Annotated in this window: 1 protein-coding gene; it reads left to right on the top strand. The window is 54.8% G+C overall.

Annotated elements, in window-relative coordinates; genetic code table 11:
* On the top strand, positions 1 to 1,224 hold a 1,224-nt coding region (locus J7438_RS25625; RefSeq protein ID WP_209278869.1), incomplete at both ends, for a DUF1601 domain-containing protein.

Raw genomic sequence — 1,224 nt, 5'->3', positions numbered from 1 at the left:
CTGGTGGACAACGGGCAGGAGCTGACACCAGGGCTCAAAGAGGCCGTAGCCGCGCTACTCCCCCACGTGAACGCACAGAAAGACCAATTTATTCCTCAGCATCTCGCCAACCTGATGTGGGCCATGGCGAAACTGGTGGACAACGGGCAGGAGCTGACACCAGGGCTCAAAGAGGCCGTAGCCGCGCTATTCCCCCACGTGAACGCACAGAAAGACCAATTTATTCCTCAACAACTCGCCAACCTGATGTGGGCCATGGCGAAACTGGTGGACAACGGGCAGGAGCGGACACCAGGGCTCAAAGAGGCCGTAGCCGCGCTGTTGCCCCAAGTGAAGGCACAGAAAGCTAACTTTAAACCACAGGAAATCGCCAACCTGCTGTGGGCCATGGCGAAACTGGTGGACAACGGGCAGGAGCAAACACCACGGCTCAAAGAGGCCCTGGCCGCGCTGTTGCCACACGTGAACGCAAAGAGAGACCAATTTATTCCTCAGCATATCGCCAACCTGCTGTGGGCCATGGCGAAACTGGTGGACAACGGGCAAAAGTGGACAGCAGAGCTTAAAGAGGCTGTGGCCGCACTGTTACCTCACCTGAACGCACAGAAAGACCAATTTAATGCCCAGGAAATCGCCAACCTGCTGTGGGCCATGGCAAAACTGGTCCACAACGGGCAGGCACGGACACCTGGACTCAACAAGGCCGCAGCCGCACTGTTGCCCCATGTGAGCGCAGAGAAAGCTCACTTTAACCCACAGGAAATCACCACACTGCTGTGGGCCATGGCGAAACTGGCAGACAAAGGGCCAGAGTGCACCCCAAGGCTCAAAGAGACCTTGGCCGGACTATTGCCCCACGTGAACGCACAGAAAGACCACTTTCTTCCCCAGCATATCGCCAACCTGCTGTGGGCCATGGCCAAACTGGGTGAACTAGTTGAGCTGAATATGGTTACATCCACCTTCGAATCGCTTGTTTACCGATTCAGTGAAACCCCTCAGTTCTCTCAGCAAGAGATATTGATGTCTCTCTGGGGAGCAATGGTATGCTGTGCCAGGTTGGCTCTGATCCCCAATGCCAATAAAAATAACGTGCTTGAAAAGCACATTGATGACCTGTTTACTCGCCTGGAAAATACATCCCCGGATAATGAAGAGGAACAATCCATCATTGTCATGGCTGCAATTTGGCTTGGCAGAGCGTACCCGGTCGCCCCCCATTAC

The sequence above is a fragment of the Thalassotalea sp. G20_0 genome (assembly GCF_017744175.1).
Lineage (GTDB): Bacteria > Pseudomonadota > Gammaproteobacteria > Pseudomonadales > Endozoicomonadaceae > Endozoicomonas.
The sequence above is the reverse complement of the archived record's forward strand: the minus strand, read 5'-3'. Positions and strand labels throughout refer to the sequence as shown.